The sequence below is a fragment of the Corynebacterium gottingense genome (assembly GCF_003693265.1).
Classification (GTDB): domain Bacteria; phylum Actinomycetota; class Actinomycetes; order Mycobacteriales; family Mycobacteriaceae; genus Corynebacterium; species Corynebacterium gottingense.
Genome location: NZ_RDRE01000004.1, coordinates 22,571 through 49,114 on the forward strand (window position 1 = coordinate 22,571; position 26,544 = coordinate 49,114).

A 26,544-nucleotide genomic window follows, 5' to 3' on the forward strand; every position below is an offset into this window, starting at 1 on the left:
CGGAAGCACATGTAATCTTCGACGGCAGTCCAATCACTGCTCGGACAGCTCTGGGTTAAATTCCTCAATCCGTTCCCCGATGCCTGTGAGCTCCGCGATCGCCGCAACCGCGCGTTCAGCAGCTTTTCCATCACCATATGGATTGACTGCGTTGGCCATCGCTTCGTAAGCAGCATCCTGATCGAGGAGGTTCTTGGCCTCGGCCTCGATGCGTCCCCGATCCGTGCCAACCAGCTTCACGGTGCCGGCGACGACTGCCTCAGGGCGCTCGGTGTTCTCGCGCATGACCAGAACCGGCTTACCCAGCGAGGGCGCCTCTTCCTGTACTCCGCCCGAGTCCGTGAGCACGAGGTACGCACGATTCAGTAGCGCAGTGAACTGGTCATACGGGAGCGGATCTGTGATGATCACATTTGGCAGATCCTCAACCTCAGGAAGCACCGCATCACGGACCTTCGGATTCAGATGGAGCGGGAGCGCGAACGCGTAATCGGGGTATGCCTTCGCCAGGTCCTGCACCGCACCTCCTATTTCGGTCATCGCGTCGAGGTTCTCGCGACGGTGGGTGGTCACCAGAACGACCTTCTGATCATTGTCCTGCAGGCCCTGGAGGCGCTCGTCATCAAATGCAACGTCCCATTCCTTGGCAGCCAAGAGGGCGTCGATCACCGTGTTGCCCGTGACCACGATGTCCTTGCTTCGGAAGTTCTCACGGCGAAGGTTTTCCTTGGACTGCTCGGTCGGCGCGAGATGGAGGCTGGCGAGCTGGCCAATAATTTTGCGGTTTGCTTCCTCCGGGAACGGGGAGAGGATATTGCCGGTACGCAGCCCTGCTTCGAGGTGAACGATCTTAACCCCACTGTGGAAGCCCGCGAGAGCAGCGGCCATGGCCGTCGAGGTGTCGCCCTGGGAGATGACGACGTCGGGGGCTTCGGCCTTAATGATTGGGTCAAGTCCCTGAATTGCCCTAGAGACGAGCTCATTGAGGGACTGTCCCGGCTTCATCAGTCCCATGTCGTGATCAGGCTCGATCCCGAAGCGCTTGTTCACCTGCTCGAGCATTTCGCGGTGCTGACCTGTGGACACCACCACAGACTCGAAGCGGTCATCGTTCTCGAGTGCTTTGATTACTGGCGCGACTTTGATTGCCTCGGGCCGGGTGCCGTAGACAGTCATCACTTTCGGTTTGGGGGAAGACACGATTCCTCGCTGTGATGTTGGGGGATAATGTACTTCCCCCTAATCTATCGCAACAACCGTCAACACGTTGTGCCAGTGCCATCAAGCAGTAAGGTGGGGGCCATGTATCAATTCGTTGTCGGAGCAGCCGCCGGGTACGTATTCGGCACGAAGGCCGGCCGCAAGCGCTACCACCAGATTGTCAACGCCACCCAAGCGGCGGTGAACTCGCCAGTGACCAAACAGGTCGTTGAGTCCACCCGCAAAGCCATCGCGAACAAGATTGACCCCGAGCCGCGCATGCGCGAGGTCAAGGACCTACGCAAGGGTCGCAGGCTGCGGGGAAAGAAGAATCCGGAGCTCGAGGACCAGATTCTCGAGCCGGACGAGGACTAAGGCGGCTAGGCGGCCAGTAGGCCGGACACGATGCCGTCGAGAATGTCCTTTTCGCTGATGATGAAGGAGGACGCGCCGGCATCGCCAGCGAATGCATCCATCATCTCCTCCACGACGGTGGAGCCGGAGCCGATGACGTCGGCGCGGCCGGGGTGCATCGGGCCGTACTCGAGGCGCTGCGACGCGGTGCGGGCGCGCAGGTCCGCGGTGACCTCCCGCATACGCTCGAAGGGGATCTCCGACATGTGGATGCGCGCGGGGTCGTAGGAGTCGAGGTCCTGGGCGAGTGCGGAAAGCGTCGTAAAGGTGCCCGCACAGCCCACGAACGTGTGGGCCTGGGCGAAGGGGACGACCTCGGCGGCCTCGGCGATGCGATCGCGGATGTAGGCGCGCGCGGACTCGGTTTCTTGGGCAGTCGGTGGGTTGGTGCGCATGAAGCGCTCAGTGATGCGGACACACCCCATTTGGGTGGAGCGCGCACCCTGCTCCATGACGAACTCGGTGGAACCGCCGCCGAGGTCGATGACGCAGAAGGGCCCGCGGGCGGGGTCGATGTCCGCCGTGGCGCCGAGGAACGACAGGTGTGCTTCCTCTTCGCCGGAAATGACTTCGGCCTGCGCACCCGGCTGAATCTGGCCGAGGAGTTCGCGGGTCATGGCGAAGAAGTCCTCACGGTTGGAGGCGTCGCGGGTGGCGGAGGTGGCGACCATACGGACGCGCTGCACGCCCTCGGCGCGCATGCGCTCGGTGTAGGTGGCAAGCGCCTGGCGGGTGCGCTCGATGGCCTCCGGGTTGAAGCGGCCTGTCTCGTCCACGCCTTGGCCGAGGCGGACGATGGTGTTCTCGCGGGTGACCTCGGTAAGCGTGCCATCGGCGTCTCGGCGGGTGATGAGCAGGCGGATGGAGTTGGTGCCGCAGTCGACCGCGGCGACGGTCATCGGTGCGTGCTGTGGGGTGGTCATGCGAGCCCCTCCCCTGCCTCGTCGAGGGTGATGCCCAGGTCCTCGAGCGTGGGCCAGTCCGCGGGGATCGCGGAGCCGCGGAGGTTGCCGTGCTCGGCTGCAAGCGCGACGGCTTCGTCGCCGAAGCGGACGCGGCCTGGGCCCTCTGCAAGCGCGTAGGCGATGAGCACGTGGAGGCACTTGATGCGCTCCGGCATGCCGCCGCCGGAGAAGTCCGTGCCCAGGTCCTCGATGGCGTTGCGCTCGGCCAGGTAGTGCTCGTGCGCGGCGAGGTAGTCCTTGCGCAGCGCCTCGCCGTTGTCGGAGTCCTCGTTTAGGCGGGACTCCATCCACTTCATCACCTGGGCGACCTCGAGCCGGGACGCTTCGGCGGTGAGGCGTGGGTCTGTGAGGTAGTAGAGGGTTGGGAAGGGCGTGCCGTCGTCAAGCTTTGGCGCGGTCTTGAGCACAGCTGGCTGGGCGTCGGGCGTGCGGTAGGCGATGGCGAGGACGCCGCGGGGCGCGCGGCCGAGCTGCTCGGCGACGGTGGCGAGGTCGTCCTGCGTGGGGGTTTCGTGTTGCAGCATGATGCACATTGTGTCACAGGCTGCAACATGCTGAGCCACAGTGGGAGGCAGCTACTGAGCTCTCCAATCGTCTGCAGCCTCCGCTGGTACAGCGTCTTCCGGCGGCACGGCTTCCGGGTTCGCGGCGTCCGGCGCTGGGACGGGCTGATTAGCTTGCTCCTCCCCTGCCGGGGGCTCCACGGACTCCGGTGACTCCGGGGCTTCCGGTGACTCCGGGGCTTCCGGGAGCTCGCGGAGCGAATCCCACATGACGGCGGGCCAGGAGCGCTCGTCGGGAAGCTCATCGGTGGTGATGGAGGGGCTGTGGGACATGCGCGGGTCGATGATGCGCCAGGCGGACTCCCCCTCCGCCATCACGCCCAGGCGGCGGCGTGTCTCCTGCTCCACGTAGGCGGGGTCGTCGTACTTGGCGATGTCCTCTTCCAGCTGCGCTTTCCGGCGCTCCAGCTGCTCGATGGAGGACTGCGCGCGGGCGATCTCGGCGCGGCCCTCGTAGTAGTTGCGCAGCGGGACCGCGATGGCGATGAGGACCGCGATCACCAACGCGATGAGGATGGCCATGCTGGTGATGTCCTGCTGGAACAGCGCGGGCAGGCGGCGCTTCTTCACGCCAGCGGCGGCCTCTTCGGCGCGGCGGCGCTGCTCGCGCTCGCGCGAAGCCACCGGCACCCGCCTGGGTGCTTTGTTGCGCCCGCGTCTCCGGCCGGGCTCCTGCGTTACGCGTGAGGACATAGTGATTGGAAGTGTAGCGCTCCGGGCCAGGCACGCGTGTAGGCGCGCGGGCGACTAAGGCAGCTGGATGCCGTACTTGGAGAGGTCGATGCCCAGCCGCGGCGCGAGCGCCACACCGGCGCCCAGGACGGCGAGGACGCCCAGGACCACTGCGACGGCCGTGTCCGCGGTAGTGCTGCCATCGGTACCGGTGCCTGCGGCAGGTGTCTCCAGCGCAGCCGGCTCCTCCGGCTTGTCCGCTCGCGCCTTCGCCAGCGCAACGGTGGCGCGCCGCAGCTCCTCCCGCGCGTCCTCCACGGCCTGTGTGCGCACGGAGAGTTCGACGCGTTCGGTTTCGGCGTCGATGTTGGCATCGTTGACTGCGTCGGTGGCGTCGGCAAGCGCTTGCTCGTCAGCGGCGTCCGCATCGAGCGCCTCGAGCTTGCGCTTTGCGACGTTGCGCGCCTCCACCTTCCGGTCCAGCGCTGCCTGCGCGGCGTCAACCTTGGCCTGCTGCGCCTCAACCGCCTGCTTCGCCTCCGCGAGCGCGGCCTTCGCATCGGTCACGGCCTGCTCGGCGGCGGCGAGCTGGGTGGCGTGGGTGGATGCAGCGGCATCAGGTGCGAGCGCCAGCATGACGGAGCCGGCCGTGGCGACGGCGAGGGCGCGCGCGGAGCGGGAAGACACGGGGTGGCCTTTCTACGAGCATGGGGATGACACGCACAAGCCTAAGCGCCCGCCCACAGTTTGTCCCAAGGCGGGCGGGTACTGCGCCCCTTCCCTAGCGTCAGGGCAGCTGGATACCGAACTGGGAGAGGTCGATACCCAGCTGCGGGGCGAACGCGATTCCCGCGGCGAGGATTGCCAGCAGGCTGGCGACGACCGCGATGGCGGTCCCAGCCGTGCTGCTGCCCCGGGCTCCGCGGGTGCATGGGCCGCGGTGGTGGCCGCCTCGGCCGGCGTGGCCGCGGTGGTGGTCGTCTCGGCCGGCGTGGCTGCCGTAGTCGTCTCGGCCGCCGTGGTCGTCTCGGTCGGCGTGGCCGCCGTGATGGTTGTCTCGGCCGGTGTCACGTCCTCCGACGTTGGTGCGGGAGCCGGTGCCGGCGGCTGCGGTTCCCGGGCGCGCACCTGCGCGAGGGCAGCGCGGGCGGATTCGACGGCGTTGCGCGCGGGGCCCTGCGCGTCCGAGAGTTCGGCGGCTGCTGCACGTTCCGCTTCGAGGGTGGACTTGGCGTGGTCGAGGGTGACGGTGGCGTCGGCAAGCGACTGCTCATACGGCGCGCGCGGGATCGCACGCTTGCGCTCCAGCGCTGTGGATGCGGAGGTCAGGCGGGCCTTCGCGCTGACGACGTCGACGTCCGCGTCTACCTCGGCCTGATCCGCGTTCTGCTGCGCGGCGGTGGCCTCGTCGTGCGCGGCGTTCGCCTCGTCGAACTGGCTAGTGAGGCGGTCCAGCTCCGCGGAAGCCGCAGCCGCCTCTTCCGCGGCCTCGGTGGAACGATGCTCCAGCGCGATGTACTGCTGGGTGAAGGACTCGATCGCCTCGGTAAGGTCAACCGGTTCAACTGACGGATCCAGTCCTGCATCGGTGTACTCGGACTTGTCCAAGCCGTCGAGGATTAGATCGCCGTAATCTCGTTCGTCGCCGGGGTTGAATTCTGGGTTGGCCAGGGATTCTGCTCGCATGAGGTCGGTCGCGCCCGCGGGGAGGTAGAACGGCTCGCCGCTTTCCAACGCCTTGCGGGTCATGGCGTCAGTCGGGTAGAAGCTGTCGTCCGAATGCGTGTCCTCGATGAAGAACATCGTGGTTGCGAAAATTCCGCCCTTGCTGTCGGTCGCGATGCCCACGCCCATGCGCTGCATCTGCGGCGCGAGCATGTTGCGGTTGTGCCCGGGCGAGTGGCGCCACCCGTCAAACAGGTAGTACGGCACCGACTCCCAGGTTTGGCGCGTCCATGCGTTGACGTCCTCACCACGCTGGGGCTCATAGGTGAAAATGATGTTTTCGCCCGAACGGCCCCACTCTTCTCCGTTGGAGTGGCGGAACGCGGCGTCGAGGTCGCCGGACTCGTCGTAGTCACGCGCCATCACTTCGGACCAGGCCTCGGCTTGCTCGGTAAATACGGGGTGCACCGTCAGCGGGTGGAGGCCGTGGGCCTCGCGGTACTCATTGATCATTTCCTCGATGGACTGGGAGGCAAGGCGCTTCCAGTCCTGGACGGAGTAATCCGAACCGGAGATGTCGCGGCGCTCAAGGTCGTCGAGCTCCGCGCCGACGGAGAAGAGCTCATCTTCCGCCTCGTCGCGCGTGCGCTCGCGCTCCTCGAGCGTGCCGGCCTGCGCATCGCGCCGCTGTTCCGCCTCGCCGAGGCGCTTTGCCGCCTCAGCTTCCGCGGCCGCGGCGTCCTGGGCAGACTGGGCGGCTGCCGACGCGGCGGCCTCCGCAGCAGCGAGCGCGTCCTTCGCCTGCTGCACGTCCCGCTCCAGCGCGGTCACGTCAAGGTCGGCTAGGTCGGCCTTCGCCTGCTCGTACCGTGTCGTGGCGGCGTCCAGGTCCGCCTGCGCCGCGTCGGCCTTCGCCTGCTGCTGCTGGGCTTCCGATTGCGCGGCGGCGAGCGCTGCGTCGGCGTCGGTGACGGCCCGCTCGGCGTCGGCGAGTTCCTGCTTCCAGGCGGCCAGGTCGGCCTGGTACTGGTCCGCAGGATCAGCGGTGGTGGCGATCGTGGCGCTGGCGGTGTCGGAGACGGCGGCGAGCGCCGTCGGCGCCTGGACGAGGGCAAGGGAAAGTGAGGTTGCCGCAGCAACGGCGACGAAAGTACGGGAATACACGGGAACGGCCTTTCTCGGCACGGGAAGTTGCATACATAACTCTATCCGCCCGTGCACAGAAAACCCCAAGCATTACCCAAGAAAATTGGAAGAACATGCGCGCACGCGAAACCCCCTTGCGCTCCGCAGCGTTGGGCGGGGTGCAAGGGGGCGTCGAAAAGCGCTTACTTCTTGAAGCGCGGGAACGCGGAGCGGCCGGCGTACACGGCGGCGTCGTCAAGCTCCTGCTCGATGCGCAGCAGCTGGTTGTACTTGGCAACGCGCTCGGAACGGGCCGGAGCACCGGTCTTGATCTGGCCGCAGCCCAGGGCGACGGCGAGGTCCGCGATGGTGGTGTCCTCGGTCTCGCCGGAGCGGTGGGACATCATGGTGCGGTAGCCGTTGCGGTGAGCCAGGTCGACTGCGTCGAAGGTCTCGGTGAGGGTACCGATCTGGTTAACCTTCACCAGCAGGGCGTTCGCAGCCTTCTCCTCGATGCCGCGCGCCAGGCGGTCCGGGTTGGTGACGAAGAAGTCGTCGCCGACGATCTGGACCTTGTCGCCGATCGCGGCGGTGAGCTTGGTGTAGCCCTCCCAGTCGTCCTCCTGCAGCGGATCCTCGATGGAGACGATCGGGTACTGCTCAATGAGCTCCTCGTAGACCTTCGCCATCTCCTCGGCGGAGTGCTCGCCGCCCTCGAACTTGTACACGCCGTCCTCGAAGAACTCGGAGGACGCGACGTCGAGCGCCAGGGCTATGTCCTCGCCCGGCTTCAGGCCGGCCTTCTCAATGGCCTCGACGATGAGGTCGAGCGCAGCCTTGGTGGAGTCGACGGACGGGGCGAAGCCGCCCTCGTCGCCCAGGCCGGTGGACAGGCCCTTGGCCTTGATCACGGACTTCAGCGCGTGGTAGACCTCGGCGCCCATGCGCAGCGCCTCGGCGAAGGACTCGGCGCCGATCGGGGCGATCATGAACTCCTGGACGTCCACGCCGGAGTCAGCGTGAGCGCCGCCGTTAACGATGTTCATCATCGGGACCGGCAGGATATGCGCGTTCGGGCCGCCGATGTAGCGGTACAGCGGCAGGCCGGCGGACTCCGCAGCGGCCTTCGCGGCGGCGATGGACACACCCAGGATGGCGTTGGCGCCCAGGCGGGACTTGTTGTCGGTGCCGTCCAGGTCAATCATGGCCTTATCAATCAGGCGCTGGTCATCAGCATCGATGCCGGCCACAGCGTCAGCGATCTCCTCGTTGACGTTCTCCACGGCCTTCTGCACGCCCTTGCCGTTGTAACGGTCGCCGCCGTCACGCAGCTCGTGGGCCTCGTGCACACCAGTGGACGCGCCGGAGGGAACGCCAGCGACGCCGCTGGACATATCGTCGAGCAGCACCTCTGCCTCGACGGTGGGGTTGCCGCGGGAATCAAGAATCTCGCGGGCGAAGGCGTGGATAATGATAGCCATTGGGGCTCAACTCCTTGAGAGTGGACATTGAAGTTTCCGCCTCCCAATTCTTCCAGAGTTTTGCCGAGAATGCTCGCCCCGACGGGGAATCGGTAGCCCCGTTTGTGTTTGGATACGCCCGGTTGTGTGGTGTTAGCGGGGCGCCGACTGGTTCAGCGCGTAGTTCGCCGCCGCGTTGCGCACCTTGCGCACGTACTCGTTGGACTGGTTGTAGGCGTGCACCGCGTCGTACCATCCGTCCTCCGTGTCCAGGTCGCGCCCGTTCGCGCACAGGAGGTTGGCGGTGCCGAGGGCGGCGTCGTCAATCTGCTGCGGATCCGGGTAGCCGTCGCCGTTCGCGTCGCGCCCGTAGCGCTGCCACGACTCCGGGATAAACTGCATGGGCCCGAGCGCGCGGTCAAACGTCGTGTCGCCATCGAACTCGCCGCCGTCCGTGTCGTGGACCACCGCGAAGGATTCGCTGCCGTCAAGCTGGGGGCCGATTATCGACGGCACCGCCACCCCATCCTCACCCAACCGGGCAGAATCAAACGTGTGCCCCGTATACGTGCCGTGACGCGTCTCCACCCAGCCGATGCCGGCGAGCGTATTCCAGTTCAGGTGGCAGGCCGGCCACGCCTCCGCCGCGATGAGGGCCGCGTTGCCGTAGGCGCGCACCGCCTGCGCGTCGACGCCCGTCTGCTCCGCGATCGGGGCGGCCCACTCGGCGAGCTGGTCGGAGGTGCGGCCGGGGGCGTGGACGTCGATGAGCGGGGGCGCCTCGGCGGCCGCCGGGGGGATCGTGTCCGGGACCGGGGTGCGGGTCTGGCGCGGGATCGGCTGCCCCAGGAACGAGAGGACCCACGCCACCACGGAGATGGCCAGCACGACGGCGAGCGTCATGACGAGGAGGCCGACGCAGCCGCAGCCACGGGCGGCGCGACGGGCGTGAGTCGAATTTGCCATAGCTGCCGAGCATACCGGCCCCGCGGTGCCAGAAAGGAACGGACAGGCCGTGAGTCACATGAGTCACACGCGTCACTTGCGTAACGTGTAGGCTGTTGCGCGGACGGCCGAACGGCCCACGCCACGTACCCGAAAATTCTTGCTTCCCGGAAGGAACCCCCATGACCGCAATCGCTGCCCTGCGCCGCACCGCTCTCGCCGCCGCGGGCGTCCTCGTCGCCACGTCGCTCATCTCCCCCGCCACCGCCGGCGCCGACACCAACTACGTCGAGCTGGTCCGCGTCCTCAACGGCAACGTCAAGACGATGGACTGCAACGCCCTGCGCACCGTCGTCCGCGGCACCGGGCTTGCCGACGAAAACACCACCCGCTCCCAGTTCGTCGGCAACGTCAACAAGGCCGTCGGCGAGGACGCAGCCCTGCGCCTCGTCGCTGCCCCCACCGTGAACACGCTCGGCGACCGCGCCCTCGAGTGCGGCGTGGTCAAGCCGGACCAGGCCACCCCGCTCTCCCAGGCCATCGCGATGAGCTCGCAGATGTCCTCGCAGGCCGGCCTGCCGGAGATCCGCAACTTGCTGCCCGCCGTCGCCGCGCAGTAACCGCGGCTAGTCCGCCTCTCGGGCCTTGCCCTCCGCCCAGAGGCGGTCCTGCGTCGCCTGATCCACGATCCCCGTCGACCCGTCGAAGAAATACGGGGCCCGCGAGCGCATCTTCGCCACGAACGCCGCAGCCACGTCGCCGAAATCGAACGCGCCGCGCTCGTCGGCGATTTCGGCGTGGAAGAGGACTTGCAGGAGGACGTCGGCAAGCTCATGCTTCAACGCCTCATCACCCGCGCCCTGCTCGATCGCCTCCGCCAGCTCGGCTGATTCCTCGCGAAGAAACGGCAGCAGGCTCACGTGCGTCATCTGCCGCTCCCACTCGCCGCGGCGACGGGCGTCGCGCATGATGCGGCGGGCCTCCACGAGCGGGTCCTCTAGCGACGGCACGCGCACGACCTCCTCACCGGCCGCGACGCGCTCGCGCACCTCCGGGTCGGCGGGATCCGTCGTAACCAGCCACGGCTCGCCCACCGTCGACGGCGCGCTCAGCGACCACCGCACCGACACCGGCACCTCCCCGGTGAACGCCAGCGGCCCAACCAGCCGCTGCACCACGTCCACCGGCACCATCTGCGGCCACCGAGCATCAAGCACCAACACAGTCATACCGCGCATTGTAGCGGCCACCCGGACATGCAAGGATGGACGCATGACAATCGCAGAAGCGCTTCACGACGCCACCCCAACCCCCGAGGACGTCGCCGCAGACTCCTCGACCTTCTCCCCCATCCGCTGGAAAACCGGATGGCCGCACCACCTCCGCCGCGTCCCGCCGTTCCGCGACGACGCCACCGCGTCGCTGACCCGCCGCGACGTGTTCCTCTTCGCTCAGGACGTGGTCGACTCGGAGTACAACCGCGACCAGATCATCGACTTCCTCGGCGCCGCCTTCGCGTTCGCGGCCGGCCAGTCGAACCAGGTCATGCAGCTGCAGCAGTTCTTGCGCAACAAGCACAAGGCCAACCAGCTGCTGCAGGCGATCCGCAACATCGGCGGTAAGTCCGCGGTGGACGCCTACGCGTCGCTCGTTGAAACCGGGCTGGCGCCGAAGTTCGCGTCGCACGTGGCCTATTTCCTCGCCGGGCCGCAGGAGGCCGGCGACGAGAAGCCGGTGATCATCTGCTCCAAGCGCGCCGCCGGCGCCGGGCTGCCCAAGGACGCCGACTTGACCGCCGAAGACTACGCCGAGTACCTCACGGCGCTTCGCGAGGCCCGCGACGCCCACGACTCCTCCCTGCCGCTCGACGCGGTAGAGTACGCGCTGCGCAAGCACGCCGACGCCTAACGCCCGCGCAACGCAGACGGCGCCCGTCCCCCAATGTTTCGGGGACGGGCGCCGTTCGTTTTTGGGCGTTAGCTGCTCAGGCCGCTGATGCCGGTGAGGCCGAGGTTGCTGAACCTGTAGCCGAGCGCCAGGACGATGCCGACGACTGGCGCGAGCATCGCGACGGTCGGGTCCGTGGTGATGGTCTTCGGAAGTCCCTGGAACTCCGTCACCTTCTGGCCCTCGACCTCGCAGGACTGCATGCCGGCCTTCGCGTTGGACAGGCAGAGGACGCGGTCGCCCTCGAACTTGCCAAGGACGCGGACGCCGTCGGCGCCGTAGTCGAAGAAGCGGGGGTCGCCGAAGCGGATGACGTCGTAGCTGCGCCACGTGGTGGCGTAGCCGGGGTCGGACGGGAACTCCTCTTCGGGGACGTAGTAGCCGCCGGTCCAGTCGGTGCCTTCGAACGGCTCTTCTGCGGACGCGGGGGCGGCGTTGATGACGGAAGTTGCGGACAGGGTCAGGACTGCGGAGAGGGCGGCGACGCGGGCCGCGCGGTGCTGTGTGCTCATACTCATTTAATCTACGTGTATGCGGCGCGCGTTACAGCTGTTCGGAAGTTTTTGGCACGCCAAAGCGGCGCGGCCTCACCGGCGCGCCTTGGCGTGAGCGTTTACGGGGACGTCGGTGGCGGCTCCCCGTCCACCGCGGAGTAGGCGCGCCCCGTCGGTACGACGTGGCCGCCCGGGCTGATCCACACGATCCGCCCGGCGCGCCGCTCCACCCGCCCGAACTGCGGCAACCCGTTGACTCCGTTGTGGAACGAGCACAGCCAGCACAGGTTCCCGGCGTGCGTCTCGCCGCCGTCGCGGTATTCGTGGATGTGGTGCGCCTGCGCCTTCGCGGCCGGCGCGCGGCAGTCCGGCCAGCAGCACCGGGCGCCGTCGGTGTCGATCATCCGCCGGTGCTTGTCGTGGGCGAATCGCGCCCGGTACGTGTTGAGCGGCCCCTCCATCGGCGAGACAAGCGTGATGTAGCCGTTGCCCTGCAGCTTGCGCTCGAGCAGTTCCGCGCCCGTGAGCACGGCGCCGTTGGACATCTCGACCCGGATGTCGTCGCCGTCGCCGGTGAGGATCCGGGCGTAGTCGGTCACAGTGAGCACAACGTTGGCGACGGCCGTGGTTTCGGCGACGGGTTTGCGGCTGAGGAGCCAGGCGGTGGCGTCGAAAAGCGAATCGCTTTGCGCGTCGGCCTCCATCGAGTCGACCACGTCCTGGAGCTGCGCCGAGGGCCCGACGAAGGAGAGCCGCATTGTGCCGTCGGCGTAGCGCGCCACGCGGTAGCCGTGCGCGGGCGGCGGCGTGGGTGTGCGTTTGAGGACTCGCGCTTGACGACGCACCTCCGCCCCGTCGCCAGACGTCGCGCACAACGCCTCGCGGAACTGCCAGCGCTCCGTGGGGTCGGTGATCGTGCGCGACGCGCGGGCGATGTACGCGAGGGTATCCAGGCGGTGGCCGTTCTCCAGCGCCTTGTCGCGGCAGCGGCGCTGGTAGGCGCTGTGGGAGGTCGGGCCATAGAAGGTGGCGGCGACGGTGACAAACTGCTCGGCGCGATCCGCCTCCATGCCGCGCGCGGTGAGCTCCGCGGCGGTCATGCCCGCGACGAGGCCCGCGAGCGCGATGGCGCGGCGGTCCAGGTCGATGAGCGCGTCGATGTCTGTCAAGGTGTCCATGCCGACCACACTATGGGCCCATCGGGGCAGGTCACAAGGGTTTGTGATTCTTCTCCGACTTTGCCGCCGAAAGGGAACCGAGGCGGTGTTCGCTGCGTCTAAAAGGGGTTAGGCGCGCGAGGCGCGGTCGTTGAGCTCGCGGCGCGCCTGCTCCAGCGCCACGAGGTCCGAGAACAGGGCGTTGTAGGCCTCCGGCTCCTCGGCGGGGCGCATGCGCTGGAGCTGGGACTTCAGCTGCGCGATCTGGTCGCCCACGCGCGTCTCCTGCAGGCGTGAGAGCACGGAGTCGACGTAGCGGTCCATGTCGTCGGCGTGGATCGGCTCGACGGCGAGCTCGGAGACGAAGTTGCGGCCGGCCAGGTCGCGCATCTCCGCGGCGACGGCGGCGAGGAAGTTCGCGCCGTGCTCGGTGGCGGAGGCGACGCCGCCCGCGCTGGCGATGGCCTCGCGGACCTGGCGGTAGGCGTCGTTGGTGAACGCGTCCGGGTTGATGCCCTCGAAGTAGGTGCCCGCCTTGTCCGGGTATTGCAGCGCGATCTTCAGCGCCTCGCGCTGCGGCCACAGGAGCGGGTCCTGCGGGTTCGGCGGTTGCAGGGCCGGGGGCTGGCCGGGGGCCGGTTCGGAGCCGGAGGGGGTGGGGCGGGGGCGTCGGTTGGGTTTCTGGGGGCGTCGAGAAGCACTCCGCACCTGGTCGAGCACCTCGTCCGGGTTGGGCCAACCGACCCAGCCCGCGAGGCGGCGCGCGTACTCCTGCTGCAGGACGGTGTCCTTGATGGAGGCAACGACGGGGACGGTGCGGCGCAGCGCCTGCACGCGGCCCTCGGCGGAGTCGAGCGAGTAGTCGGCGAGCAGGGATTCGATGACGAACTCGAACATGGGCACGCGCTTGGCCACCAGGTCGCGCAGCGCCACGTCGCCGCGGGCCAGGCGCAGGTCGCACGGGTCCATCCCGTCCGGCGCGACGGAGACGAAGGACTGCCCCGTGAACTGCTGGTTGCCCTCGAAGGCGCGCATGGCCGCCTTCTGGCCGGCCTCGTCGCCGTCGAAGGTGTAGATGAGCTCGCCGCGGAAGTAGCTGTCGTCCAGCATGTGGCGGCGGATCGCGGAGAGGTGGTCCGCGCCGAACGCCGTGCCGCACGCCGCCACGGCGGTGGTCACGCCCGCCGCGTGCATGGCCATAACGTCCGTGTAGCCCTCCACGATCACGGTCTGGTGCCGCTCCGAGATGTCGCGTTTGGCCAGGTCCAGGCCGAACAGCACCTTCGACTTGTGGTACAGGAGCGTGTCCTGCGTGTTCATGTACTTGCCCATCGGGTCGTCGTCGAAGAGCTTGCGGGCGCCGAAGCCGATGGTGTTGCCGGCGGCGTCCTTGATCGGCCAGATGAGGCGGCGGCGGAACTTGTCGATGGGTCCGCGGCGGCCCATGGAGGAAATGCCGGCGTCGATAAGCTCCTGCACCTCGAAGCCGCGGCGGAGCAGGTGCTTCGTCAGGGTGTCCCAACCGTCGGGCGCGTAGCCGCACTCGAAGCGGTAGATGAGCTCCTTGTCAAAGCCACGCTCAAGCAGGAAATTGCGGCCCGGCTCAGCCTCCGGGGTCTCGAGCTGCTCGCGGTAGAACTCGTGCGCCGCCTTGTTCGCGGCCAGGAGGCGCTGGCGGGTGCCGGGCTTGACGTCGCGCGCGCCCGTGGATCCGCCCTGGTAGTTGATGTGGTAGCCGATCGTGTCCGCGACCGCCTCGACGGCTTCGGGGAACGTGAGCTGCTCCAACTCCATGAGGAAGTTGAAGACGTCGCCGCCCTTGCCGGTGGAAAAGCAGTGGTAGTAGCCGCGTGCGGGGCGGACGTGGAAGCTCGGCGTCTTCTCGTCCTTGAACGGGCTGAGTCCCTTCAGCGAGTCGTGGCCCGCCGGTTTGAGCTGGACGTACTCGCCGACGATGTCCTCGATCGCCGCGCGCTCGCGGATCGCCTCAATGTCGCTTTCCGGAATCCTGCCCCTTGCCATGCGCCCAATCGTAGTGTGCAACAATGCGTGGCGTGAAAAAGCTTGTCGTCGCACTCGCGGGCGTGCTCAGCGCATGCTCGCTTATCGACGCCCCCGCGTCCCCCACCATCCCAACCTGCAAAAACCTCCCGCAAGAGGCCAGCGAGACGATCTCGCTCGTGCAGCGTGGCGGGCCGTTCCCCTACCCCGACAACGACAACGCCCGCTTTGGCAACTACGAGGGCGTACTCCCCGACGAGGACTTGGGCTTCTACCGCGAGTTCACCGTGGACACGCCGGGTGTGTCACACCGCGGCGCGCGGCGCATCATCACCGGAAGCCGCGACAACGACGGCGGCGCCGGCGACGAGACCCCCGAGGTGTGGTACTACACCGCCGACCACTACGAGAGCTTCTGCCAGGTGGAGGAGGTTCAAGATGTATAGGACAGGACACGGACGCAACCGAAACCCGGTGCTGCTCACCGCGCCGGTGCACACGGTCGCGGACGTTGCCGGGGCGATCTCCGTCGCGGTGTTCGGGCCCGAGCGCCCGGCGCCGCGCAACCTCGACGGCCTCGCCGACCTGCTGCGCGAGGCGCGGCCGGCGCGCGTCGTCGCCTGCGACTGGCACCTGCCGGCGGATGAGACGCGCAAGGTCGCGGCCGTCTTCCGCGACAACCGCGTCGAGCTGGTGCGCTAGCTAGACCTGGATGTTCGCGAGGTCCGAGAGGTCCGGGAACTCCGGCAGCGCGATGCCGAGCTGGGGACCCACCGCGGCCACGGTCGCGAGCGACACGCCGAGCGCCGCAAGCAGCGAGAAGACGACGACGCCGGCGGTCGCGCCTGCCGACGACGCCTCGCCCCGGTGGGGCTGCGAGCTGCCCGGCGCGGGCGCGCTCTGCACGGGATCCGCAGTGGGCAGGTCGACGTTAGCCAGCTTCGCGCTACCGGCAAGCAGGTTGTGGCAGCGCAGCTCCGCCTGCTCGAGCGCCTGGTGGTAGGCCAGGCGGTCGTTGAAGTACTTGCCGGTGGCGTCATTTTGCAGCACGTACGCCAGCGAATCCGCCTTTTCCTTGGCCAGCCCGGGGAACGCGGCCTGCAGCTGCTGCGTCAGCGAGCGCCCGTTTTCGCGGTCCCCCGCAGTGGTGGTGGCCGTGGTATCGGCGACGTTGACGGTGCCCAGGCCCGCGACCGCCTCGGCGGTCGGGCCGAACGGGACGTCGGCGGCGGCTTCGGACCCGCGCACCGCCAGGTAGTGCTCCGCCAGGCTGCGGGGCATGACCTTCTGCAGGAGGTCGAGGTCGTTGTAGGCGCTGGCCTCGGGGTAGACGTCCTCGATGGCGCGGACCCACGTGCCGGCGATCCGCTTGCCGCCCAGGTCCTTTTCCTCGCTCTTGAAGGAGTCGGCGTAGGCGCGCTCGGCGGCGGTCATCGTGAGCGTGCAGGACGCCTCGCCCTTGGGCGCGAGCTCCGCGGCCGTGGCGTGCGGGGCGACAAGGGCTGCGGCGGCGAGGGCCGCGGCGGAGAAGGCGGGGAGGTATGAAGTGCGCATGGTGCGTGTCCTTTCTGTGAGCCGTCTACTTGTTGTATCGGGAGTTGCGGTAGGAGCGTAACGGTGGCTGTGGCCAAGTTGCATGTTCCAGGGACGGCTTTAAGGTGTGAGATATTACATTTGTATCTCTCAAAGGAGTCACGCATGCGTAGTCGTACCGTCATCGCGTTAGGGGTCTCAGCCTCGATCGCGCTCTCGCCAGTCACAGCCACTGCAGACCCGAGTGCTGCGGTTCCGGTCACGGTCGGCCAGAACGGCACTTCGCTTCACGTAGGCGATGTAACGGTGCCGGTTACGGCGGCTGTCGCCGCCGTTGCCGGTATCGGCGTGCTCATAGGCGGCGCGCTCACTGTAGCCATTCAGGTGCTTCTGGCCGCAGGGGCAGAGAAGAACGAAGAGGGAGTGTCATCCAGCGATCTCCCAAGTGCAGAGTACGTCAGTCGTTTTGACTTCAGTGCGACTGAGCATGACCCCGCGATCGGCGGGCTCAGCGGCATGGATCAGCTCGAGGATGGGCGATACATCGCAATTTCCGATGACAAGCATGAACACGGCCCTATCCGCGCATACATCTTCACTACTCAGGATCATCGCAGGTTCGCGCATGAAGGTGAGGTGCGCCTCACGCTTCCTGACGGCTCCGACTACACCGAATTCATCGACGCGGAAGAGATTCGCCAGCTGCCCAATGGCAACTTGTTGTGGACCACCGAGGGAGACGCGCGCGAGGGACAGGTCGCTCCACCGCAACTGATTGAGTCGACCGCTGCTGGTCGCGAAGTCCGCCGAATCAATCCACCCGCATACCACTTCCCCGATGGACACGACACGAAGGGCATCCACCACAACAACGGACCGGAAGCAATGACATTGGCGGATGGTGGTACAACCGCGCTGACAATCAATGAGAATGCGCTCGCGCAAGACGGGACCAGCAACGATCCGAAGCACAGCTCAGTCAATCGCATCACCGAATATAACCTGGCCAACGGAAACGCCACTCACGAGTACGCGGTACGCGCGAACCCCGGTCGCGGAATCACATCCGTGCTCGAGGCAGAAGACGGGTCGCTCTATGTCCTTGAGCGCGGGTTCTACCCTGAGCTGGGAAAAAGCGGCGAAGTCCGCGGAGAGATTTACCGACTCACACTCAGCGGCGCGGACGATGTTCTCGGCAAGGACACGCTCGACGGGACTGAGCAGCTCGCAACTAAAGAATTGGTGTACGACTTCGCCGACAACCCACCGCAGCCCGACAACGTCGAGGCACTTTCATGGGGGCCAATGCTGGATGACGGCCGCCGTACCCTCCACATTGCTGTCGACGACAATTTCAACGACACACAGTCAACACTATTTCACACAGTTCTTGTGCCGTAAGGGGGCGGGGGAGCGTCGATAAGCAACGCCCCCCACTTTGCACCACGCCGTGTGATGTGTGGCATACTTCTCACAGTTGTGACACGAACCACGGAAAGAAAGTTGGCGTATGAACTCGTTACTCCTTGTCATCATCGGACTCGCCATGATGGTGGCCGGTTACCTGCTGTATTCCAGGTTCCTCGGCCGCAGCGTGTTCAAGCTGTCGGACGCGTTCCGCACGCCGGCGCACACCATGGAAGACGGCGTGGACTACGTGCCCACGAACAAGTACGTGCTGTGGGGGCACCACTTCACCTCCGTGGCGGGCGCGGCACCGATCATCGGACCGGCCGTTGCCGTGATCTGGGGCTGGCTGCCGGCGTTTTTGTGGGTCACGCTCGGCACCGTGTTCTTTGCGGGGATGCACGACTTGGGGGCGCTGTGGGCGTCGCAAAGGCACAAGGGCCAGTCGATCGGCACGCTGTCCGGGCGCTACATCGGCGCGCGCGGGCGCAACCTCTTCCTCGTGGTCATTTTCCTGCTGCTGCTCATGGTGAACACCGCGTTCGCCGTGGTGATTTCGAACCTGCTCATCGCCACGCCGTCGGCGGTCATCCCCACGTGGGGCGCGATTATCGTCGCCGTCCTGATCGGCCAGGCGATTTACCGCCTCAAGTGGAACCTGCCGCTGGTCTCGCTGGTCGGCGTGGCCGCGCTCTACGCGCTCATCGTGCTCGGCGACCGCTTCCCCGTCGCCCTGCCCGAAACCGTCATGGGCATCCCGGACCGAGGCGTGTGGATCATCCTGCTGTTTGTCTACGCCTTCATCGCCTCGCTGCTGCCGGTGTGGGTCCTGCTGCAGCCGCGCGACTACATCAACGGCCTGCAGCTGTTCGTCGGCCTTATCATCCTGTACGGCTCGTTCTTCATCGTCCGCCCGGAGATCGTCGCGCCGACGCTCAATGACGCCGTCCCCGCCGGCACCCCGAGCATCTTCCCGCTCCTGTTCGTCACCATCGCGTGCGGCGCCGTCTCCGGCTTCCACGGCATCGTCGCCTCGGGCACGTCAGCCAAGCAGCTGGACAAGGAGACGGACGCGCGCTTCGTCGGCTACTTCGGCGCCGTCGGCGAGGGCCTGCTCTCCCTGGGCACCATCGTGGCCACCACCGCCGGATACAAGACGCTCGCCGACTGGGAAAGCGTGTACAACGAGTGGAACGCCGGCGGCGTCAACGCGTTCGTCGAGGGCGGCGGCGCGCTCATGAACGAGGGCCTCGGCATCCCGACGTCCCTGTCCGCCACCATCCTGGCCACAATGGCCGTCCTGTTCGCCGCTACCACCATGGACTCCGGCGTGCGACTGCAGCGCATGGTCGTCGGCGAGATCGCCGAGATCATGGGCGTGAAGCTCTCCGGCCTGGTCGCCACCATCATCGCCGTCGGCGCCGCACTGGGCCTGACGTTCTCCACCGGCATGGACGGCTCCGGCGGCATGATCATCTGGCCGCTGTTCGGCACCACCAACCAGCTCATGGCCGGCCTCACCCTGTCCGTCCTGGTAGTCATCCTGACCAAGCTGCGCCGCCCCACCCTGCCGCTGCTCATCCCGCTGGTGTTTGTCACCCTCATGTCGCTCTGGGCCGCCGTGCTGCAGCTGCGCACGCTCTTTGAGGCCGGCAACTGGCTGCTGCTGGGCATCGACGTCGTCATCATTGTTGCGGCCGTGTGGGTGGTGGTTGAGGCGGTGGCGTCGATTAGCAAGGCGCGCCGCGAGCCCGCGATGACCTGGGACGACGAGTATGCAACTGCTTAAGCGCCTCGGGGCGGGCCTCAGCGAGTTCTACCAGGCGCCGTACCGCCGCGAGTTCGCCCGCGCAGCCCGCGAGGAGGACGACCTGTTTACGCTGCTCGTGGCGTCGGAAACGCTCGGCATCCCCAACCCGGCCAGCTACTACACGCTCGAGTTGCTGCCGCTGCTGTACGACGACTTCCACGCCTGGCACACCCGCATGGGCATGGAACGCTCACCACTCGACGGGATCTCATGCTGCTAGACGCACCAGTCATGTTCTTCGGCGGCAAAGGCGGCGTGGGCAAAACCACCATCTCCGCCGCCACCGCCGTGCGTCTTGCCGCGCGCGGTCGCCGCGTCTTGCTCGTTTCCACCGACCCCGCCCACAATCTCGGCCACATCTGGGGCGAGGCGCTTCACGACGCCCCCGTCACCCTCGAGCCACGCCTCGACGCCATCGAGCTCGACCCGGCCGCCATCACGCAGCAGCACCTGCGCGCCGTCGGCGACTCCATGCGCGCGATGATGCCGGAGCGCCTCCACCGCGAAGTGGACCGGCACCTGGAAATGTCGCGCCACTCCCCCGGCATGCACGAGGCGGCGCTGCTCGAGCGCATCGCCGACCTGGTTGCTGGGTCCGAATACGACAACCTCATCCTCGACACCGCGCCCTCCGGCCACACCTCCCGCCTCGTGGCGCTGCCGGAGCTCATGGCCGCCTACACTGACGGGCTGCTCGAGCGGCGCGACAAGTCGGACAAGTTCAGCGACCTCGTCCGCGGCATGGGCGGCTCGAGCATCGGCGGCTCGCCCGTCGACCGCCGCAACCAGCAGATCCGCGCCACGCTGCTCGCCCGTCGCCGCAAGTTCGAGCGCCTGCGCGCCATGCTCACCGATCCCACCAAGTGCGTTTTCCACATCGTGCTCACCGCCGAGCGCCTTCCCGTGATGGAGTCGATGGAGTTCTACGAGGAGCTCACCGCAAACGGGGTGCACGTGGGAAGCGCGATTGTGAACCGGCGCACGCCGGATGAGGCGGGGACGTTTCTGGAGGGACGGCGGGGCGTGGAACAACAAGCGCTCGCGCTCTTGGACCTACCGGTGCCGGTGGTGGAGCTGCCGTGGCTCCCGGGCGAAATCGGCACGCGCGAGGCGCTCGGGCAGATCGCCGAGCGGCTCTAGGCGGAGCTACAGGAACCCGTCGAAGGCGGCCGCCTTGTCCGCCACGCGCTCCAGGCGCGACTCCGTCATCGACGCGATCTGGTCCACGATCACCCGCTCGCGCTCCAGGTCCGTGTCCGCGGCCTCGAACCAGGCGCGGAACACGGTGTCCAGCGTGCCGGGCGCGCCGGCGCGCAGGTACTCGTGGACGCGGAAGATGCGCTCGCGCTGCCGGTCCTGGCGCGCGATGTGGGCGGGCAGGTCCATCACGTAGAGGACGGCGACCGTCTTGAGCAGGCGGACCTCTGCCTCCGTGTCGGGTGGGACGACGAGGTTGCCGTGGGCCCGGCCGAGCCCCGTGACGAGTTCCTGGTTCGCTGCGCTCGCAAGCGTGGCCTCGGTGACCGCGCCGACGTAGCGCCCCACCAGCTGCGAGGTCAGGGACTTCAACCCCGTCCAGGACTGCAGCGTGAAGTCGAAGTCCGCGGCCGCGGCGATGGCGGGCAGGGAGCGGAGGCGATCGGCGGCGTCGATGAGCTGGTCTGCCGTGCCGCCGAAGGCGTCCGCGCCCTTCTGCGCCAGCGCAGCAAGCTCCACGAAGTCCCACAGGACCTGCAGCGAGACGCGGCCGGAGACGATGCCGTCCTCCACGTCGTGCACGGAGTAGGCGATGTCGTCGGAGAAGTCCATGACCTGGGCTTCCATCGGCGGGCGGTCGTCGGTGTGCCCGGCGCGCGCCCAGGCGAGCACGTCCGCGTCCTCGTCGTAGGCCGAGTACTTGCGGTTGATCGTGCCGTCCGCGTTGGTGCGGGTGCGCGGGTACTTCACGGCGGCGTCGAGGGAGGCCCGGGTGAGGTTGAGTCCGTATGAGGTGGCGTCGATAAGCACTTTGGGCTCGAGGCGCGCGAGGATGCGCAGGGTCTGCGCGTTGCCCTCGAAGCCGCAGGGCGCGACGGCGTTGAGCGCGTTTTCCCCGTTGTGGCCATACGGCGGGTGGCCGATGTCGTGGGTCAGGCCGGCCATTTCGCACAGGTCGGGGTGCAGGCCGAGGCGGCTGCCGATCCCGCGCGCGATCTGCGCGACCTCCAGCGAGTGCGTCAGGCGCGTGCGCGGGGTGTCGCCGTCGCGGGGGCCGACCACCTGCGTCTTATCCGCGAGCCGGCGCAGCGCGGCGGAGTGCAGCACGCGGGCCCGGTCGCGCGCGAAGGCGTCGCGCGTGTCCTGCTCCGGCGCGATCTGCGCCTGCTTCGGGGCCTCCGGCGCGCGGCGGGCGAAATCCTCAGTTGTATAGGTGTACACGCCCCAAGCGTAAAGGCTGCAGCGCGCGTTCCCCGGTTGCGACTACCCTAGTTGGCATGAATTCGCGCTATCTACGCATCGTGGCAACCGCGCCGCTCATCGCCGGGGCATTGCTTATCGACGCCCCCATGACCGCCGCCCACGCCACCCCGCCAACCCCCGACGCACCGTCCGTCCTCGCGCAGGCCGTGGACACCGCGACGGCGCCGGGCAAGCTCGCGCAGCCTGTCACGGACGACGCGGGTGTGCTCTCCGATGCAGAGCTGGCCAGCGTCAAGGACGCCGTGACGAAGGTGAGCCAGGAGAAGCACCTCTCGCTGCGCGTGGTGTACGCCAGCTCGCTGGGCACCCTGACCGGCCCGCAGTGGGCGGAGCAGGCCGTCGCCGCGAACGGCGCGAACACCGCCGTGCTGGTCGTCGCGCCGGACGAGCGCGCCTACGGCGTCTTCGGCGGCAACGACTGGACGCAGAAGGACATCGACGCGATGGACGCTGCTGCCTATGAGAAGCTGTCGGCCAAGGACTGGGCGGGCGTCGGCACCGCTGCGGCTGAGGCCGCAATCAGCGGCAAGGGCGGTTCCGGGAGCGGCGGTTCCGATGGCGGCTCGGGCGCCGGCTGGGCCGCGGGCGGCGTCGGCGTGCTCGCGCTCGCCGGCGGCGGCGCCTACGTAGCGTCGCGCCGCAACACCAAGAAGCAGAACGCGAAGCAACTCGAGTCCGCCAAGGCGCTCACGCCCGGCGACACCGATTCGCTCGGCCGCCTGCCCACGCCGACGCTCGAGCAGGTGGCGCGCGACGCCCTCGTCGCCGCCGACGAGTCGATCACGCAGGGCAAGGAGGAGCTGCAGGTGGCGTCCGCGGAGTTCGGCGCCGAGCGCGTGCGCCCGTTCACCTCGGCGATGAACCAGGCGACCTCCACGCTGCAGCGCGCGTTTCACACCCACCAGAAGCTCTACGACGCCATCCCGGAGACCGAGCCGGAAAAGCGCACCATGCTCATTGACATCATCTCCAGCTGCGGCAAGGCCGAGGAGGCGCTCAAGGCGAAGACGGATGAGTTCAACGCCATGCGCGGCACGCTCATGCGCGCCGACGAAGAGGTGAACGCGCTTCGCGCCCGCACCATCGACATCCGCGCGCGCATCGAGCCGGCGAAGGCGACGCTGGAGGAGCTGCGCAGCCGCCACAACGAGGGGATGCTGCACTCGATCGATGAAAACGTCGACGTCGCCGAGTCCTCACTCGCGGAAGCCGAGAAACAGCTGAGCGAGGCCAGCGCGCTCGCCGCGAAGCCAGCGGGCCAGCAGGGCGCGCTTATCGACGTCCTCGCCACCGCCACCCAAGCCGTCAAGGTCGCCGACACCAACCTCGCCGCCATCGAGCACGCCGAGGACAACCTGGCCAAGGCGCAGCACAACCTGCCCGCGCTGATCAAGGAGATCGAGGGCGAGCTGCGCGAAATCGACCAGGTTAAGGACTCCACGCAGCAGGGCGCGCGTATCGACGTCGCATCCCTGGACGCCATCGCCGCGCAGGCCCGCGAGGCCCTGTCACAGATGGGCGACCGCGCTGAGACCGACCCGCTCGCCCTCTACACCGAGCTGACGGACCTGGATGGGCGCATCGACGCCCAGCTGGACCGCGCCAAGGGTGTTGCCAACGACCAGTCCCGCGCCCTCCAGCTGTTTACCCAGCAGATGCAGGTAGCCACGACCCAGATCCAGTCGGCCGAAGACCTCATCCGCTCCCGCGGCCGCATCATCGGCTCGCACCCACGCTCCCTGCTCGCCGAGTCCCAGCGCCAGTACGCCGAGGCACACCAGCGGCGGACCAGCGACACCCGCGGCGCGATCGACTTCGCCCGCGCCGCCACGGACACCGCGCGGCGCGCCTACCAGGCGGCCAAGGACGACGTGGACCACTACCGCTCCCAGCAGAACCGCCAGACCGCCGGCGACATCGCGCGCGCAGCCATGTGGGGCGCGATTCTCAGCGGCGGCTTTGGCGGCGGTGGCGGTGGCGGCGGCTTCTCCGGCGGTGGCGGTGGCGGCAACATTAGCCGCGGCGGCACGTTCTAGCAGCACAGACAGGTGTCCCGTTGCTAGAACGGCCGGGGTTCCGTAGTGTCTGAATCACAGCTGCGATACATTAGATCCACATAAGCTTTGGTTGGCAAACATCAGCCAGCCACCACGAGCGGAAGCGGGAGGTTTTCACGATGAGGGCGCTTATCACCAAGCAACTCACCCCTGAAGACCTCAACGAGCTCGACGCACTCCGCCGCTGCTCCAGTTCGGCTGCGGCGCGCGAAACACTGGCGCAGCTCGTGTCGGCGTTGCGCAGGGGCGAGAGCATCTACGTCGGCTCGCCGGACGACGCCGAGTAGGGGTGGATTAGTAGCGGGTGCGGCGCACGGGGGCGTCGATAAGCGTCAAGCACCACGTCATGAACACGATGTCCAAGGTGATCTCCCGCGGGACGGTGACCGCGAGATCGCCGTTCGCGCGCGCGACGGTCAGCGCGACGATGTTCCCCTGGGCGTCAACGATCTCGCGACGCGGGCGCAGCCCAGTCCGGTTGAGCTCGTATGCGGCGCCGTTGCAGTCCGCGGCGTAGCGCGCGACGGTGAACGACGTTTTGCGGACCGCGAACTGCTCGCCGTGCGCGCCCTCAGCGCGCAGGTCAGCCGGGTTGCCGCTGGTGAAGCGGAGGGGCGTGGCGCCGAAGCGCAGCGTGCCGTCCTCCACCGCCGCGAGGCGCGCGCCGCCCTCGGCGGGCGGGTCATCGTCCTCGCGGATCAGCAGGTTGTCGCGCCAAATCACAGCACGAACACTAGCACGGCAACAAGCGAGAAGAGCAGGAGCGTTGCGATCAGCACGTTGGAGGAGACGATCTTGCGCGCCTCCAAGATTTCGCGGGATACCCAGGCGAGCGCGGCGACGTCGAGAAGCGAAAGCTCGGTCTCGCCCTCGAACTCCAGGATGGCCTTGCGCACGCCGTTGTGATCGGAGGTGAACTGGGCGACCTTCGTGCCGGAGGCATCGTCGACGATCCAGTTCTTCGAGGTCTCCGCGACCATCTGGTAGGTGCGGCCCTCCACGTCGACGCGGATCTGCTTCGCGCGCTTCAGCGAATCGTGCGCGCGCACGAACTCGCTGCCGCCTCGCGACGCCACCGCACCCGACTCCGGCGACGCGAGCAGTTCCCACTGCTGCCCCGCCACGACGGCGCGGTCGTGCGTGAACTCGCCGAGCACTTCGGGGCCTGCCTCGGCGAGCAACTTCAGGTTGTCCCGATCCGAGCGGTCCCAGCTGACGTAGTGCATCGCGCTTATGCCCCGATCAGGCGGGCGGCGAGGTAGGCCTCGAGCTCGTCAATCTTCACGCGCTCCTGCTCCATCGTGTCGCGCTCGCGGACAGTGACCGCGTTGTCCTCGAGGGTGTCGAAGTCGTAGGTGACGCAGAACGGCGTACCGATCTCGTCCTGGCGGCGGTAGCGGCGGCCGATCGCGCCGGAGGTGTCAAAGTCGACATTCCAGTACTTGCGCAGCGTGTTCGACAGCTCGCGGGCGGGGACGGACAGCTCCTCCTTCTTGGACAGCGGCAGCACTGCCACCTTCACCGGAGCCAGGCGGCGGTCCAGGCGCAGAACGACGCGCTTGTCGGTGCCGCCCTTGGCGTTGGGCGCCTCTTCCTCGTCGTACGCGTCCACCAGGAAGGCCATCATGGAACGGCCCAGGCCGGCGGCCGGCTCGATGACGTAGGGGATCCAGCGTTCCTCGTTGGCCTGGTCGTAGTAGGACAGGTCCTCGCCGGAGCCCTTCGCGTGCACCGAGAGGTCGTAGTCCGTGCGGTTGGCCACGCCCTCCAGCTCACCCCACTTGGAGCCCTTGAAGCCGAAGGCGTACTCCACGTCCACGGTGCACTTGGAGTAGTGCGACAGCTTCTCCTTCGGGTGCTCGTACAGGCGGAGGTTCTCCTCCTTGATGCCCAGGTCGACGTACCAGTTGTAGCGGTCATCAATCCAGTACTGGTGCCACTCTTCATCCTCGCCCGGCTTGACAAAGAACTCCATCTCCATCTGCTCGAACTCGCGGGTGCGGAAGATGAAATTGCCCGGGGTGATCTCGTTGCGGAAGGACTTGCCAATGTTGGCGATGCCGAACGGCGGCTTCATGCGCGACGAGGTCATCACGTTCTTGAAGTTGACGAAGATGCCCTGGGCGGTCTCGGGGCGCAGGTAGTGCAGGCCCTGCTCATCATCCACCGGGCCCAGGAAGGTTTTGAGCAGACCGGAGAACGCCTTCGGCTCGGTCCAGTCGCCGGGCTGGCCGGTCTCCGGGTCGTTGATGTCTGCCAGGCCGTTCTCCGGCTCGTGGCCGTGCTTCTCCTCGTACGCCTCGATGAGGTGATCGGCGCGATAGCGCTTGCCGGTATGGCGGGACTCCACCAGCGGGTCCGTGAAGACCTCGACGTGGCCGGAAGACACCCACACCTGGCGCGGCTGGATCACGGACGTGTCCACGCCCACGACGTCGTCGCGGGACTGCACCATGTGGCGCCACCACTGGCGCTTAATGTTTTCCTTCAGCTCTACGCCCAGCGGGCCGTAGTCCCATGCCGAGCGCGTACCGCCGTAAATCTCGCCCGCGGGGAACACGAGTCCACGGCGTTTGCAGAGGTTGACAACGGTATCGATCTTGCTGGCGGGCACGGATAGCCTCCTGTAATCCGGTTTCGGGTAACGGTGCTAGTGTAGCCCAGCGCAC

The 26,544-nt window shown here is 67.5% G+C and carries 28 protein-coding genes; 11 read left to right on the forward strand and 17 right to left on the reverse strand.

The features are described 5' to 3' along the window. Nucleotides 1–33 precede the first annotated feature (33 nt). A complete protein-coding gene (gene wecB, locus EAW56_RS03590; RefSeq protein WP_122085125.1) occupies nt 34–1,176 on the reverse strand; it encodes a non-hydrolyzing UDP-N-acetylglucosamine 2-epimerase in 1,143 nt (380 codons plus the stop codon). Nucleotides 1,177–1,302: 126 nt separating this feature from the next. On the opposite strand from wecB, the gene EAW56_RS03595 reads away from it, so the two are divergent. Next, on the forward strand, nt 1,303–1,575 hold the full coding sequence (locus EAW56_RS03595; protein ID WP_095537277.1) for a hypothetical protein: 273 nt from the start codon (nt 1,303–1,305) through the stop codon (nt 1,573–1,575). A gap of 5 nt (nt 1,576–1,580) precedes the next feature. On the opposite strand, the gene EAW56_RS03600 is transcribed toward EAW56_RS03595, so the two are convergent. From EAW56_RS03600 to EAW56_RS03635, 7 genes are all read right to left on the reverse strand, one after another. Beyond that, nucleotides 1,581–2,537 carry a Ppx/GppA phosphatase family protein gene (locus EAW56_RS03600; RefSeq protein WP_415528560.1) on the reverse strand — a complete coding sequence of 319 codons (957 nt, stop codon included), beginning with the start codon at nt 2,535–2,537 and terminating at the stop codon, nt 1,581–1,583. Further along, entirely contained in the window at nt 2,534–3,103 is a 570-nt protein-coding gene (locus tag EAW56_RS03605) for a DUF501 domain-containing protein (RefSeq protein WP_095535472.1), read from the reverse strand. Before EAW56_RS03605 ends, EAW56_RS03600 begins: the two co-directional genes overlap by 4 nt. Nucleotides 3,104–3,154: 51 nt before the next feature. Then, a complete protein-coding gene (locus tag EAW56_RS03610; protein WP_122085127.1) occupies nt 3,155–3,835 on the reverse strand; it encodes an FtsB family cell division protein in 681 nt (226 codons plus the stop codon). A gap of 54 nt (nt 3,836–3,889) precedes the next feature. Further along, a complete protein-coding gene (locus EAW56_RS03615) occupies nt 3,890–4,501 on the reverse strand; it encodes a hypothetical protein (protein WP_122085129.1) in 612 nt (203 codons plus the stop codon). A 12-nt stretch (nt 4,502–4,513) separates the two neighbouring features. After that, on the reverse strand, nt 4,514–6,643 hold the full coding sequence (locus EAW56_RS03620; RefSeq protein WP_147453249.1) for a CAP domain-containing protein: 2,130 nt from the start codon (nt 6,641–6,643) through the stop codon (nt 4,514–4,516). A 164-nt stretch (nt 6,644–6,807) separates the two neighbouring features. After that, nucleotides 6,808–8,085 (reverse strand): phosphopyruvate hydratase, encoded by a 1,278-nt coding sequence (gene eno, locus EAW56_RS03630; RefSeq protein WP_095537285.1) that lies wholly within the window; start codon nt 8,083–8,085, stop codon nt 6,808–6,810. Nucleotides 8,086–8,217: 132 nt separating this feature from the next. Beyond that, nucleotides 8,218–9,030: a lytic transglycosylase domain-containing protein gene (locus tag EAW56_RS03635; protein ID WP_244213342.1), complete on the reverse strand. Its 813-nt coding sequence runs from the start codon at nt 9,028–9,030 to the stop codon at nt 8,218–8,220. A 161-nt stretch (nt 9,031–9,191) separates the two neighbouring features. On the opposite strand from EAW56_RS03635, the gene EAW56_RS03640 reads away from it, so the two are divergent. Further along, complete coding sequence (locus tag EAW56_RS03640) at nt 9,192–9,629, forward strand: hypothetical protein (RefSeq protein ID WP_233125598.1); 438 nt, start codon at nt 9,192–9,194, stop codon at nt 9,627–9,629. 6 nt (nt 9,630–9,635) lie between these two features. Here the strand turns inward: EAW56_RS03640 and EAW56_RS03645 are convergent, their stop codons facing one another. Further along, complete coding sequence (locus EAW56_RS03645; RefSeq protein WP_122085136.1) at nt 9,636–10,238, reverse strand: MazG nucleotide pyrophosphohydrolase domain-containing protein; 603 nt, start codon at nt 10,236–10,238, stop codon at nt 9,636–9,638. Nucleotides 10,239–10,281: 43 nt separating this feature from the next. Here EAW56_RS03645 and EAW56_RS03650 point away from each other — a divergent pair, with 43 nt between their 5' ends. Beyond that, nucleotides 10,282–10,917 (forward strand): 8-oxoguanine DNA glycosylase OGG fold protein, encoded by a 636-nt coding sequence (locus EAW56_RS03650; protein WP_122085138.1) that lies wholly within the window; start codon nt 10,282–10,284, stop codon nt 10,915–10,917. A gap of 68 nt (nt 10,918–10,985) precedes the next feature. Here the strand turns inward: EAW56_RS03650 and EAW56_RS03655 are convergent, their stop codons facing one another. The 3 genes from EAW56_RS03655 to dnaG form a co-directional block, all read right to left on the reverse strand. Beyond that, complete coding sequence (locus tag EAW56_RS03655) at nt 10,986–11,468, reverse strand: hypothetical protein (protein WP_122085140.1); 483 nt, start codon at nt 11,466–11,468, stop codon at nt 10,986–10,988. A 101-nt stretch (nt 11,469–11,569) separates the two neighbouring features. After that, complete coding sequence (locus EAW56_RS03660) at nt 11,570–12,628, reverse strand: HNH endonuclease signature motif containing protein (RefSeq protein WP_147453250.1); 1,059 nt, start codon at nt 12,626–12,628, stop codon at nt 11,570–11,572. 108 nt (nt 12,629–12,736) lie between these two features. Beyond that, nucleotides 12,737–14,629 (reverse strand): DNA primase, encoded by a 1,893-nt coding sequence (gene dnaG / locus EAW56_RS03665; RefSeq protein WP_122085144.1) that lies wholly within the window; start codon nt 14,627–14,629, stop codon nt 12,737–12,739. 23 nt (nt 14,630–14,652) lie between these two features. On the opposite strand from dnaG, the gene EAW56_RS03670 reads away from it, so the two are divergent. Beyond that, the gene (locus EAW56_RS03670; RefSeq protein ID WP_122085146.1) at nt 14,653–15,054 is read left to right on the forward strand and encodes a guanyl-specific ribonuclease; all 402 of its coding nucleotides are present in this window, start codon (nt 14,653–14,655) and stop codon (nt 15,052–15,054) included. Next, nucleotides 15,047–15,310 carry a hypothetical protein gene (locus tag EAW56_RS03675; protein ID WP_095535455.1) on the forward strand — a complete coding sequence of 88 codons (264 nt, stop codon included), beginning with the start codon at nt 15,047–15,049 and terminating at the stop codon, nt 15,308–15,310. The genes EAW56_RS03670 and EAW56_RS03675 overlap by 8 nt, the downstream gene beginning before the upstream one ends. On the opposite strand, the gene EAW56_RS03680 is transcribed toward EAW56_RS03675, so the two are convergent. After that, the gene (locus tag EAW56_RS03680; protein WP_122085148.1) at nt 15,311–16,162 is read right to left on the reverse strand and encodes a hypothetical protein; all 852 of its coding nucleotides are present in this window, start codon (nt 16,160–16,162) and stop codon (nt 15,311–15,313) included. A 144-nt stretch (nt 16,163–16,306) separates the two neighbouring features. Between EAW56_RS03680 and EAW56_RS03685 the strand changes: the two genes are divergently transcribed. From EAW56_RS03685 to EAW56_RS03700, 4 genes are all read left to right on the forward strand, one after another. Further along, on the forward strand, nt 16,307–17,542 hold the full coding sequence (locus EAW56_RS03685) for an esterase-like activity of phytase family protein (RefSeq protein WP_122085150.1): 1,236 nt from the start codon (nt 16,307–16,309) through the stop codon (nt 17,540–17,542). Nucleotides 17,543–17,651: 109 nt separating this feature from the next. Further along, entirely contained in the window at nt 17,652–19,337 is a 1,686-nt protein-coding gene (locus EAW56_RS03690; RefSeq protein ID WP_122085152.1) for a carbon starvation CstA family protein, read from the forward strand. After that, on the forward strand, nt 19,324–19,578 hold the full coding sequence (locus EAW56_RS03695) for a cory-CC-star protein (RefSeq protein ID WP_095275508.1): 255 nt from the start codon (nt 19,324–19,326) through the stop codon (nt 19,576–19,578). Before EAW56_RS03690 ends, EAW56_RS03695 begins: the two co-directional genes overlap by 14 nt. Continuing rightward, nucleotides 19,569–20,498 carry an ArsA family ATPase gene (locus EAW56_RS03700; RefSeq protein ID WP_208636482.1) on the forward strand — a complete coding sequence of 310 codons (930 nt, stop codon included), beginning with the start codon at nt 19,569–19,571 and terminating at the stop codon, nt 20,496–20,498. Before EAW56_RS03695 ends, EAW56_RS03700 begins: the two co-directional genes overlap by 10 nt. Nucleotides 20,499–20,504: 6 nt before the next feature. On the opposite strand, the gene EAW56_RS03705 is transcribed toward EAW56_RS03700, so the two are convergent. Continuing rightward, nucleotides 20,505–21,776 (reverse strand): deoxyguanosinetriphosphate triphosphohydrolase, encoded by a 1,272-nt coding sequence (locus tag EAW56_RS03705; RefSeq protein WP_122085154.1) that lies wholly within the window; start codon nt 21,774–21,776, stop codon nt 20,505–20,507. A gap of 56 nt (nt 21,777–21,832) precedes the next feature. On the opposite strand from EAW56_RS03705, the gene EAW56_RS03710 reads away from it, so the two are divergent. Further along, nucleotides 21,833–23,854, forward strand: a complete 2,022-nt coding sequence (locus EAW56_RS03710; protein ID WP_122085156.1) for a TPM domain-containing protein — start codon at nt 21,833–21,835, stop codon at nt 23,852–23,854. Between the two features lie 140 nt (nt 23,855–23,994). Next, a complete protein-coding gene (locus EAW56_RS12660; RefSeq protein WP_158221617.1) occupies nt 23,995–24,162 on the forward strand; it encodes a hypothetical protein in 168 nt (55 codons plus the stop codon). A 7-nt stretch (nt 24,163–24,169) separates the two neighbouring features. On the opposite strand, the gene EAW56_RS03715 is transcribed toward EAW56_RS12660, so the two are convergent. The 3 genes from EAW56_RS03715 to EAW56_RS03725 are packed head-to-tail and all read right to left on the reverse strand — an operon-like array spanning nt 24,170 to nt 26,489. Further along, a complete protein-coding gene (locus tag EAW56_RS03715) occupies nt 24,170–24,598 on the reverse strand; it encodes a hypothetical protein (RefSeq protein ID WP_095275505.1) in 429 nt (142 codons plus the stop codon). After that, nucleotides 24,595–25,101, reverse strand: a complete 507-nt coding sequence (locus EAW56_RS03720) for a hypothetical protein (RefSeq protein ID WP_095275504.1) — start codon at nt 25,099–25,101, stop codon at nt 24,595–24,597. The genes EAW56_RS03715 and EAW56_RS03720 overlap by 4 nt, the downstream gene beginning before the upstream one ends. A gap of 5 nt (nt 25,102–25,106) precedes the next feature. Beyond that, nucleotides 25,107–26,489: a glycine--tRNA ligase gene (locus EAW56_RS03725; RefSeq protein ID WP_122085158.1), complete on the reverse strand. Its 1,383-nt coding sequence runs from the start codon at nt 26,487–26,489 to the stop codon at nt 25,107–25,109. Between the last annotated feature and the right edge of the window lie 55 nt (nt 26,490–26,544).

Excerpts from the sequence above, each read along its gene's own strand:
- EAW56_RS03660 (WP_147453250.1), bottom strand. The coding sequence starts at position 12,628 with ATGGACACCTTGACAGACATCGACGCGCTCATCGACCTGGACCGCCGC.
- EAW56_RS03655 (WP_122085140.1), bottom strand. The coding sequence starts at position 11,468 with ATGAGCACACAGCACCGCGCGGCCCGCGTCGCCGCCCTCTCCGCAGTC.
- EAW56_RS03690 (WP_122085152.1), top strand. The coding sequence starts at position 17,652 with ATGAACTCGTTACTCCTTGTCATCATCGGACTCGCCATGATGGTGGCC.
- eno (WP_095537285.1), bottom strand. The coding sequence starts at position 8,085 with ATGGCTATCATTATCCACGCCTTCGCCCGCGAGATTCTTGATTCCCGC.
- EAW56_RS03645 (WP_122085136.1), bottom strand. The coding sequence starts at position 10,238 with ATGACTGTGTTGGTGCTTGATGCTCGGTGGCCGCAGATGGTGCCGGTG.
- EAW56_RS03680 (WP_122085148.1), bottom strand. The coding sequence starts at position 16,162 with ATGCGCACTTCATACCTCCCCGCCTTCTCCGCCGCGGCCCTCGCCGCC.
- EAW56_RS12660 (WP_158221617.1), top strand. The coding sequence starts at position 23,995 with ATGAGGGCGCTTATCACCAAGCAACTCACCCCTGAAGACCTCAACGAG.
- EAW56_RS03720 (WP_095275504.1), bottom strand. The coding sequence starts at position 25,101 with ATGCACTACGTCAGCTGGGACCGCTCGGATCGGGACAACCTGAAGTTG.
- EAW56_RS03675 (WP_095535455.1), top strand. The coding sequence starts at position 15,047 with ATGTATAGGACAGGACACGGACGCAACCGAAACCCGGTGCTGCTCACC.
- EAW56_RS03635 (WP_244213342.1), bottom strand. The coding sequence starts at position 9,030 with ATGGCAAATTCGACTCACGCCCGTCGCGCCGCCCGTGGCTGCGGCTGC.
- EAW56_RS03650 (WP_122085138.1), top strand. The coding sequence starts at position 10,282 with ATGACAATCGCAGAAGCGCTTCACGACGCCACCCCAACCCCCGAGGAC.
- EAW56_RS03695 (WP_095275508.1), top strand. The coding sequence starts at position 19,324 with ATGCAACTGCTTAAGCGCCTCGGGGCGGGCCTCAGCGAGTTCTACCAG.
- EAW56_RS03610 (WP_122085127.1), bottom strand. The coding sequence starts at position 3,835 with ATGTCCTCACGCGTAACGCAGGAGCCCGGCCGGAGACGCGGGCGCAAC.
- wecB (WP_122085125.1), bottom strand. The coding sequence starts at position 1,176 with ATGACTGTCTACGGCACCCGGCCCGAGGCAATCAAAGTCGCGCCAGTA.
- EAW56_RS03640 (WP_233125598.1), top strand. The coding sequence starts at position 9,192 with ATGACCGCAATCGCTGCCCTGCGCCGCACCGCTCTCGCCGCCGCGGGC.
- dnaG (WP_122085144.1), bottom strand. The coding sequence starts at position 14,629 with ATGGCAAGGGGCAGGATTCCGGAAAGCGACATTGAGGCGATCCGCGAG.
- EAW56_RS03595 (WP_095537277.1), top strand. The coding sequence starts at position 1,303 with ATGTATCAATTCGTTGTCGGAGCAGCCGCCGGGTACGTATTCGGCACG.
- EAW56_RS03710 (WP_122085156.1), top strand. The coding sequence starts at position 21,833 with ATGAATTCGCGCTATCTACGCATCGTGGCAACCGCGCCGCTCATCGCC.
- EAW56_RS03670 (WP_122085146.1), top strand. The coding sequence starts at position 14,653 with ATGCGTGGCGTGAAAAAGCTTGTCGTCGCACTCGCGGGCGTGCTCAGC.
- EAW56_RS03685 (WP_122085150.1), top strand. The coding sequence starts at position 16,307 with ATGCGTAGTCGTACCGTCATCGCGTTAGGGGTCTCAGCCTCGATCGCG.
- EAW56_RS03600 (WP_415528560.1), bottom strand. The coding sequence starts at position 2,537 with ATGACCACCCCACAGCACGCACCGATGACCGTCGCCGCGGTCGACTGC.
- EAW56_RS03700 (WP_208636482.1), top strand. The coding sequence starts at position 19,569 with ATGCTGCTAGACGCACCAGTCATGTTCTTCGGCGGCAAAGGCGGCGTG.
- EAW56_RS03605 (WP_095535472.1), bottom strand. The coding sequence starts at position 3,103 with ATGCTGCAACACGAAACCCCCACGCAGGACGACCTCGCCACCGTCGCC.